We start from the raw sequence: 10,826 nt of genomic DNA on the forward strand, positions 1-10,826 counted from the left end.
ACCCACCGCGGCTAATCGATGACCTGTACGTGCTCCTGAACGTACAGGGTAGCGGCACCGTTGGTGTAGGCATGATAGAGATCGCCGCCCACGTTCACATCGGCACCTGGCATCCAACCGCTGCCCAGCGCCACCGAGTCCTCGTCGTCACCCAAAATCGTCAGCAGGTTACCGCCGGCGATATCCAGCACGTCCTGGGCGGTCAGTCCGGTGATCGCGTTGGCGCCCTTGGCCGACAGATCCAGCACCTCGATGCTCCTGAGGTTGCTGGCCAGCTCGGTGCCGCTCAGGCTTTCGCCGTAGCGCAGCTGGATGGTGTCCTCGCCGCCACGACCGTCGATCGCCTCGCCGCTCCATAGCAGATTGTCAGCGTTGTTGGTCGGCAGCTTGTCGGCGACGTTGATCTGCAGCGTCGTCGACGCTTCGCTGCTGACCACGCCCACCGGGTTGCCACTGGCATCCACCTCCTGGGTCCAGGCCGTGACGGCGATGTTCTGCACACCGCCAGTGCCCAGATGGAGGAAGCCCAGCCCATTCAACTGCTCCTGTGTCAGGCCCGCGAGAGTGTGCTGATTGGTGTCTGCGTCATACGTGGATACCAGCTCGACACCGTCGGCATAGAACACCACCTTGCTACCATCCGGGAAGCCGCTCAGTTCCAGGGTAGTCAGCTCGTGATGGCTATCGTTGGCGTTGACCGCCACCGGATCCTTCATCTCTGCGTTCAGGTTCAGGGCGATCACCTCGCCCGCCGTACCAAAACTGAGAGTCGGTCGCAGTTCGATACCGTCCGCCTGCGGTGCCACGCTCAGGTCGAACTCGACCGGCCAGGCAGTCGGCTCGTTACCTGGCTCGCCGCTGACCAGGTACAACCTGAGGTCTTCCAGCGTGCCGCTCCAGTGGGCCGGAGCCTGGATGCCGATATAGGCCGGCAGGGCATTGCCCGAGACGGGGATGGACCAGGTGTTGGTCGTACTGCCTCCGGCGTTGCTGGCCAGCACGGCACCCGAACCATCCGCGTTGTTGCCATACCAGACCGTAAAGTCCTTGGGCAGCCCCTCGATGAAGGCCGATTGCAGGGTCTCACCGCTGTCCGGCAGGAGCGTACCGGTGATGTTCAACTGCGCCTGCGTCTTGGTCACACCGTCATGCTCGGTGCCAGCGGCCGCTATCGTCACTTCCGGGGCGGTGTTGGTCGGATTGACCGTCAGGTTGCCCTGGCCTGCGGAAATCATCGCCGCGCCGCCGTTCTCCTGATTCTGCACCCAGGCCTGGAGCTGGACGCTGCCGCTGTCATGCGTACCGGCCGGGGTATAGGTCAGGTTCAGCACGGTGTCCGGGGTGACGCCGTCGATGACGTAGTACTGGCCATCGCTCAGCCCCGGTACGCCACTCACATCCTGCAGGGCCAGCGGCGCAGCACCCTGGCTGAGCTCGCCTGGGATACCCGTGCCATCCAGTTGCAGATAGAGCTTGCCGTCGACGACGCTCCAGTCGCCGCCCTGATCGGCCGGGTTGGAAACCGTGATAGCGATATCGATCGGCTCGCCCTCGGTTACCGGCGCGGCGACGATCGACACTGTCGCCTTGTCGGTGACCGGCGCCAGCTCGACCTGCGGCTCGACGTGGCCTTCGCTATGCACGCCGTTGTTGTGGAGGGTCACGGTGACATCCAGCGGCAGGTCGCCGCCGAGGTTGTTGGCGTTGCCATTGGCATTCGTCGGCGGGATGACGGTAATGCCCGCCAGCGCATTGTTCAGCACATCCTGGACGGTGGCGTTGGTCACACCCGTCACTGTGGTGATCCACAGCACCACCGGCTGGCCGTTCTCGACCGCTTCCGTTTGGGTCATGCCAGGGAACGTGGTGCCGTCGCCTGGCGCAGTGCGCAGGGTAATGGTCATATCGAAGCTGGCCTGATCGGCGCCGCTGGTATCCACTGTGGCGGATACCACCTGATCCAGGGTGAACGGGCCATCCTCGCTCTGCGGGGCGACGATCTCGCCCAGGGTCACCGTCGGCAGCTTGCCTTCCTCGCCCAGGGCGAAGTCGGTGCTCAGGTACCAGGTAATGCTGGCCTCCTCGGTACTCTCGGCATTGCCATCGCGGGTCACCACAGTGATGGTGATCGGCACGTTGTCGAGCGCGCCGCTATTACCGTTGACACTGAACACGATGCTCTTGGCGATATCTCCGTTGAACTGCTCGCCGACCGGTAGCAACCACTGGCCAGCACCGGTGAATATCCCGCCCTGCACCGCCATACCGTTCGGCACACCCTGGATGAGGATATGGGTCAGTCGCTCGCTGCCATCGTAGTCTCTGGCGTTGCCGGCGTTGGCATCGGGCTCCTTGGCGATGTCCAGGCTGACGGTGACCGTGCCTTCGGCCATCAGCAGGTAGGAAGTGCCCGGCTGGCCGTTGATCGCCGTCAGGGCGAGATCGACCTCGTCAGTCACCGGCTGCACTTCAAGGGTATGGCTGGTGTTCTGCCAGCCGCTTTCCACCGGCCCGGTGGTGCCGTCCTGGGCAGTATCGGTGACCTTGTATTGCACGTTCAGCACGATATCGCCGCTGAAGTTGGCACCCGCCTTGGCATGGATGCTCTTCACCGCATCCACACCGCTGATCTCGTACCAGCCACCCACCGCGACCAGTGGCTGGGTGCCGGCGGCGTCACTGTAGAAGGTGACGCCATCCACTGCCTCGATGCGCACCGCGCTGATCTCTTCGTCGGTATCACCATTCTTGTAGTCGGGCGACAGGTCGAGCCGGCCGAGCTGATCCTCGATCATGCTGGAGCTCATGTTGAGCTGCGCCTCCGGTGACGACGTGACCTGAAACTCGACGTTCTGCGGCGCGAAGAAGGTCTCCGACGGGTTGTCGCTCTCCGTCACTACCGGCTGCGCGGTCAATTGCACCGTGCCGCTGTAGTTGGCCGGCACCTGGATCTTCACCGAACCATCGGCGATCTGCGCAGGCGTCACCACCCAGACCCGGTCGCTACCGCTGGCATTGCCGACCACTGGCCCGGCACCCACCACGCTGAAGCCATCGGCCAGGCCACTGATGCGCAGGGTGATGGTTTCCGAACCGTCGTTTGAGGTCTCGCCGGAGGCCAGCGAGGTGACCAGCTCACGCAGCTCCACCTGGCTGCCGTTGTTGTCGAGATCCTCCTCGACATAGACCTGATCGTTGTCGATGGTCATCGACGGCTCGTCCGGTACGCCCAGCAGGGTGACGGTGATCGGCAGGATGTGCGCAGCACTCGGCGACGAAGTGATCGTCTGCTCTATTCCATCTTTATCGATATAGGTCAGCGTATCGATGGAAACCGCCTCGACCGACAGATTGATGGTCTGGTTGCTGTCCTTCGGCGGGATCAGCGTTGGCTGCTTGCTATTGTCGAAGTCGATCAGCTCCAGTTGGTAGCTGCCATTGCCGTCCGGCGTCAGCCCACTGCCCACTGCGTAGGTAACACCGTCGTAAGTGATGCTGGCGCCGTCCGGGATCCCCTTGATGGTGATGTTGAAGGTCTCGCTCGGGTCATCGCTGGTCGGACGGATGTTCAGTTGAATCGGGGCGCTGCCATCGCGACCGGCATCCTCGTAGGCGGTAATTCGCGCATCCACCTTCAGGGTCACCTGGTCGGCCACCGGATCGAGGATCAGGTTGGTCAGCCAGGACTCGCCCGAGACCTGGGTATTGGTAGCGTTGTAGTCGTCTTCATCATGGTCGATGGTGACGGCTTCGACCTTGATCTTGACCACGCCCTTGAAGTTGTGCGGCCCCTTGAACTGCACGGTGTCCAGGTATTCGATCGGGATGTCCACCGGCGAGCCGTTGTAGGGCACGGTGATCCAATCGACACCATCGCTGTACTGGAAGTACGAGCCATCCAGTTCCTCGTCGGCATTCGTGTAAGGCGTGAAGCGGGCGAAGGTTTCCTCGCTGCCGCCAACGGGGCCGCCATTGACGGTGCCATTGCCGTCCTCGTTGCTCCAGGGCGTCTTGAGGTCGAAGCCTTCCGAGTTCAACTCGAACCACTCGTCTTCCTTGCCATGGTCGGTATAGAGGTGGTCGCCGCTCATGGTCACGTCGTTGCCGTTCTGGCCATTCGAGTCGCTGTCGACACGCTCGCCGAGCGGGGTGACGGTGATCCGGACGCTCAGTTCCTGATCCTCGACCTGATGGCTGTCGGTGCCATTGGTATCGGTCGAGGTGACCTTCAATATGATCTCCGCATCCTTGCTACTGTGTGCCGGCGGCTTGATCATGAAGCCATTCAGCACGGCCTCACGTTGAGCTTCGCTCAGGCTGCCGTCGAAGGTGATGGTGTAGGGGTCGCCGGTCGAACCGTCGCCGGAAACACTCCAGCCACCGTTGTTGGTTGGTTCGGTCACCTGCCAGCCACTCGGGATTTCGAAGGCCACCTTGTCGATGACCTCGGTGCCGGTGCCGATGTCGGTGACCTGCACATGCTGCAGGAAGGCTACCGCGGTATCTTCCTCGGTGGTCACGTTCCCCGCCGCCACATCGCCGGCAACCGGGGTGATGTGCAGGTTCAGGATCACACTGTTGTTGCTGGTATCGGCCTCGACAACGCCATTCGGAGGATTGCCCGAATTGCCCGGCGTGCCCTGGAAGCCGTCTGCGTCCTTGTCCTGGGCGTTGATACGGATGCCGATGCCGTTGAGATCGCCACTGTAGTCGCCGACCGCGCCGATGTTGATAGCCGGGAAGCTGGCGATATCACCGGTCTGACCATCGCTGCCAGTTTGTGCGGGGATATCGCGGCTTGCGCCTACCGCCAACTGCGTGCCATTGACCAGGATGGCCTGCCCGGTGTTATTGGTGATGGTGATCGAGCGCACCTCGGAGCCGTCCAGATCCTGAAACGACGCGCTGAGGATATCCTTCACGTTGAAGTCGGTGTCTTCCTTGAGGGTGACAGTGGCCTCGGTGTTGCCGGTATAACTCACGCCGTCGATGTTGGTGCCGGTGGTCACGCTGGTGTCGAACAGCAGTTGCGCATCGTCGGTCACCGCCTGAACGTAGACGGTGATGGTCTGGGTGCTGGTGGCACCCTCCACATCCACCAGTTTCACGCCGCTGTCGTCGACTTCGTGGCTGGTGACGCTGACGCCGACCGTGAAGTTCTCATGGTGGTGCTCGGCTGGAGTGGCCTTCAGGGCCTCGTACTCGGCTGCGGTCAGGTAGTTGACGCCCGCCCCCGTCGGTAGGCCATCGCTGACGTGCAAGTCGGTATCCACGTCGCTGTCACCACTGGTCTCGACGATGACAATGGTATAGCTGCCGCCGCTGGCGACCAGCGGTGTGCCATCGGCCTTGGTCAGGATCGCCCCCGCCGTCGCGCCGTCGCCGGACAGAGTCAGGGTGATGGCGCCCAGGCGTTCGGGGTGATCGCCCAGAGTAGCGCTGCCGTTCTGGTCGGCGTTATCGGTGATCACCGGCAGTTTCAAGCCCAGGGTGACATCGTTGTCTTCTGGGGTAGAGACGCTGGCACTGGCCCCACCGTCAGTCGAGGCGTCGTGGGCCAGGGCGGGCGCATCGGCAAGCGGGTTGACGGTCACGGTCACGGTGACCTGCTGGCCCACGCTGTCGTGGTCGGTTCTGGTGGTGTAGGTGAAACTGTCGGCACCGCTGTAATCCGGGGCAGGCACGTAGGTGATGCTGCCGTCGGGGTTGACCGTGACCGTGCCGTGCTGCGGCCCATCGCCAGGCTCGATACTGATGTTGTTGCCTGTTGCGTCCGCACTGGTGGTGAAGCTGACGGAAGCGTCCTCGTCGACCTCGATGGCCTTGGCGGTTACCGGCGCATCGTCGACCACGGTCACGCTGAACGAGCCGGGTGCGGTATCGCCGTCGGCATCGGTTACCACGAAGGGGAAGGACAGCTCGATCTCATCGTCGTCGACCACATGATCCAGTGCCCCGGCCAGGATGAACTCATAGGCCGCGGCTTCGCTGTGTGGATCGGTGATGGTGACGGTGAATACCTCCGGCCCGCCGCTACCGGCCGTCGCGCTCAGCGTATGGCCGTCCGCACTGACGACGTAGACCACCTGCACGCCGCCCGAGGTCAGGCCGGCCGGAGCGACCAGCGTACCCGGGAAGGTCACGTCGATGGCATCGGCGCCCTTCACCACGCCGAGTGCCCCGCTGGCGCCGAGGGCGTGATTGCCAGCGTCCGGCGTCGAACCATTGGGCAGATATTTTTCCTCGACGATGCCCGCTGGCGGCGTACCGGCGACATTCGGCTCGGTGTCGGTGACCGTGATCGGCTGGGTGGCCCAGCCGCTGATATCGCCATCACCATCGATCAACTGATACTGGAAATCCGCGGCGAGATTATCGTCGGTCGCACTGCCTGGCGCGCCATGGCCGGCGGAAGCGCCGGTGTCGCTCGCCGGCGGGCTGGTGTAGCTCCAGTCGCCGTCGCTGTGCACGGTCAGCGAGCCACCGTCCAGGGTGATCACGGTGATAAAGTCGCCGGCGGCGATGGGCCCGGACTCCTGCTCGGCACCGTCGACGTCTATGTACTTGAACATATGTACGCGGGCGCCATCCGCCCCCAGAGTGTCGTTGTCCCGCAGATTGGCTTCGCCGGTGGCGGTGCCCACTGTCTGCCCACCTTCGCCCAGGATTATCGGGTTCTGGTCGGATGCGACCGGGGCGTCGTCGACGATCTTGATGTTGAGGGCCTGGCTGTTGTCGTCGCCGTCACGATCCTGGGCAGTGATCGCGAAACTATCGCTGGTGTCGTCACCCGCCACCGTCGGCGCGTTGACCAGAGTGTAGGTGTAGTCGATGGTGATGATGCCATCGGTGCCCAGGCTGTAGCCGTCGAGTACCAGGGTGCCGTACTCGGTGGTGACGGTCTGGTTCGCTGTGCCCAGCGCCTCTACTTGCGTGGCGCTCAACACCAGGCTGGCTGGATCTCCGCTGGCGTCGGTGTAGCCGATGGTGACGCTGGCCAGACCGTCCAGTGCAGAAACGGTGAAGCTGGCATCGACCACGGTGTCATTGAAGTTCGGGTTGGAGCCATTGCTCAGCCCGCTCTCGAACACCACCTGGTCGTCAATCTTGCCGTCCGGTGTACTGGCCGTATGATCGGTCGGCACGTCGACCTCCACACCATCATTTGTGCCGTTGACAGTGATGGTCAGGGTGGCCACGCTGTCGTCGCCGTCGGCATCGGTCAGGGTGTAAGTGAATACCTCTTCCAGTTCCTCGCCCACGATCAGGCCCTGGACATCGAGGTTAGCGTTGTCCAACTGGTAGCTGTAGCTGCCGTCGGCATGGAGGGTCAGGGTGCCGTACTGTCCGGTGACATTGACACCTGCCACGGTCGGCGCAGTGCCCGCCTGGGTGTTGTCGGTACCGGCAACGACTTTGCCCACCGTCGCGCCATCGGCGCCTTCGGTATCCTGACCGGCGCCGCCGCTGGCTCCACCAATCAGTTCGCCGGTCACCGGCGCAGTGGCATCTTCGCTGACACTGTTGATGTCGCTCACCGCCTGCGGGGAATCGTCAACGATCTTGATCGTGAGGTTCTGGGTGATACTGCTGTCACCGTCACGGTCGCTGGCGCCGATGGTGAAGACATCGTTGACGTGGGTGCCACTGACTTGCGGGGCGTTAACCAGAGTGTAGGTGTAGTCGATGGTGATGATGCCATCGATGCCCAGACTGTAACCGTCGAGCACCAGGTTGCCATATTCGGTGGTGATGGTCTGGTTCGCTGTGCCCAGCGCCTCGACTTGCGCCTTGCTCAGTACCAGGCTGGCCGGATCGCCGTTGACGTCGATATAGTCAATGGTCACCGCGCCGTTCGGGGCCAGTCCATCCAACGCACTGATGGTGAAACTGGCATCGACGGTGATGTCGTCGTCATCCGAATTGGAGCCGTTGCCCAGACCGCTCTCGAACACCACCTGGTCGCCGGTGTTGCCGTCCGGGGTGGTGACAGTATTGTCGTTCGGCACGTCGACCGTCACACCATCATTTGTGCCATTGACGATGATGGTCAGTGTGGCCACGCTGGAGTCGCCATCGGCGTCGGTCAGGGTATAGGTGAATACCTCCTCCAGTTGCTCGCCCACGATCAGCCCCTGAACATCGAGATTGACGTTGTCCAGTTGGTAGCTGTAGCTGCCATCGGCATGGAGAGTCAGACTGCCGTACTGGCCAGTGACGAAGATGCCCGCCACGGTCGGTGTACTGCCCATCTGGGTGTTGTCAGTGCCCGCGACGATCTTGCTCACCGTCGCGCCGTCGGCGCCCTCGGTGTCCTGGCCGGCGCCGGCGGTGCCACCGATCAGTTCGCCAATCACCGGCGCAGTGGCGTCCTCGCTGATGGCGTTGATGTCGCTCACCGCCAATGGCGCGTCGTCGACGATGCGGATCACCAGAGTTGCGCTTTCCTCATCGCCGTCCGCATCTTCGGCGGTGATGGTGAAATTGTCGCTGGTGTGAGTGCCGCTGACTTGCGGGGCGCTGACCAGAGTATAGGTGTAGTCGATGGTGATGATGCCATCGGTGCCCAGGCTGTAGCCGTCGAGCACCAGGTTCCCATATTCGGTGGCGATGGTCTGGTTCGCTGTGCCCAGCGCCTCTACTTGCGTGGCGCTCAACACCAGGCTGGCTGGATCGCCGCTGGCGTCGGTGTAGCCGATGGTGACGCTGGCCAGACCGTCCAGCGCGCTGATGGTGAAGCTGGCATCAACGGTGATGTCGTCGTCATCCGGGTTGGAACCGTGCACCAGACCACTTTCGAATACCACCTGATCGTCAATCTTGCCGTCTGGAGTGCTGGCCGTATGGTCGGTCGGCACGTCGACGAGAATCGGGTCATCCACCGGCGTGACGACGATCACCAGCTCCGCCGTATCAGTGCCGCCCTCGCCGTCGGAAATCGTATAGGTCACGGTCGGCACCGTGCCGTTCCAGTTGGCTTCCGGGGTGAAGGTATAGGCACCATCGGGGTTCAGCTCAAGGGTGCCGACGCCGGGAATCGTCGCAGTGCTGCCGGCGTCATACACGGTGGGGTCGCCTGCAACTACGAAGGTGGTCACCGTCAGCGGGTCGCCGTCCGGGTCGCTGTCGGCGGAGCCGGCCGGATTGTCGGAGCTGGCGCCGGTGAGCACGTTACCGCTGACCGGGGTGTCTTCCAGGGTCTCGACGTTGTCGTCGTTGGCCAACGGCGGCGGGTTGCTCACGGCCCAGGCGAAGGTCTGCGTCGCCTCTTCGCCATCCTGGTCGGTGGCGGTCAGGGTCACGTGGTAGACGCCGTCGCTATCCGGGCCACCCTGGCTGGCAGAACGGTCGATGGTGCCGGTAACCTGGCCGGTGAGCGGGTCGAAACTCAGCCCCGGCGGCAGGCCGGCGATGCTGTAGATGAGCGTGTCGCCATCGACGTCGCTGAACAGGTTCGGCAGATCCAGGGTCACCGTGGTGACACTGTCGGCATCCAGGTTGGTCTGATCCAGCGGGGTTGCCGGAGGCTCTGCCACCGGCGCGTCGTTGACCGGAGTGACGACGATGACCAGTTCTGCCGTGTCAGTGCCGCCCTCGCCGTCGCTGATACTGTAGGTCACGACCGGCACCGTGCCGTTCCAGTCCTGATCCGGGGTGAAGGTGTAGGAACCATCGGCGTTCAATTCAAGGGTGCCGATGCCGGTAATCGTCGCCATGCTGCCAGCGGGATGCACGCTGGGATCGCCAGCGACGACGAACGAGGTCACAGTCAGCGGGTCGCCATCCGGGTCGCTGTCGGTAGCGCTGGCAGGATCGGAGGAACCGGCGCCGGTGAGTACGTTGCCGCTTACCGGAGTGTCTTCCGGTGTGGTCGCGTTGTCGTCATTGGCCAGTGGTACGGGGTTGGCCACCGTCCAGGTGAAGGTGATGTCGGTGCTGTTGCCCGCTGGGTCGGTAACGGTGACGATGACCGGGTAGAGACCGTCGTCGTTCGGGCCGTTCTGGCTGGCCGAGCGGTCGATGGTGCCGCTGATCTTGCCAGTAGAGGGGTCGATGCTCAGGCCATCCGGCAGGCCGCTGGCGCTATAGGTCAGCGGGCCGCCGCTGTTGTCGCTGATCTGCCCGGCCAGGTCGAGGTCGATGACATCGGAATCCTCGTCGACCTGGTTCGGTACCGTACCCATGGGTAGCACGTTGTCCACCGGTTTGTCGTCATCGTCGGTGCCGCTGTTACCCGCCGGATCGGTAACCTTGGCAGTGACGCTGACATCGGTATCACCCGGTGCCACCGGCACCTCTACGATCACACCATTGTCCAGGTCGCCCTGGGTTACCGGACGTTCGAGAAGGGTGTTGCCATCCTTATCGGTCACCAACAGGGTGTCGCCGACCTTGACCTTGTCATCCAGGGTAACCAACGCCGGAACACTGCCGTCCGGGCCGATCTCAACTTCGTTGTACACCCCGTCCGGGCCGGCGCCCTGCAATTCGACGGTGACGCCAGGGACGTCGTTGTCCACCGGTTTTTCGTCATCGTCGGTGCCGCTGTTACCTGCCGGGTCGGTAACCTTGGCAGTGACGCTGACATCGGTATCACCCGGTGCCACCGGCACCTCTACGATCACGCCATTGTCCAGGTCGCCCTGGGTTACCGGACGTTCGAGAAGGGTGTTGCCATCCTTATCGGTCACCAACAGGGTGTCGCCGACCTTGACCTTGTCATCCAGGGTAACCAACGCCGGAACACTGCCGTCCGGGCCGATCTCAACTTCGTTGTACACCCCGTCCGGGCCGGCGCCCTGCAATTCGACGGTGACGCCAGGGAC

General features: G+C 63.2%; 1 protein-coding gene. It reads right to left on the reverse strand.

Annotated features, from left to right (window positions below; genetic code table 11):
* Window positions 1-11: 11 nt before the first annotated feature.
* Entirely contained in the window at window positions 12-10,781 is a 10,770-nt protein-coding gene (locus DNK10_RS23130; protein ID WP_208738860.1) for a T1SS-143 repeat domain-containing protein, read from the reverse strand.
* Between the last annotated feature and the right edge of the window lie 45 nt (window positions 10,782-10,826).

The organism is Phytopseudomonas daroniae (assembly GCF_004327275.1).
GTDB lineage: Bacteria > Pseudomonadota > Gammaproteobacteria > Pseudomonadales > Pseudomonadaceae > Aquipseudomonas > Aquipseudomonas daroniae.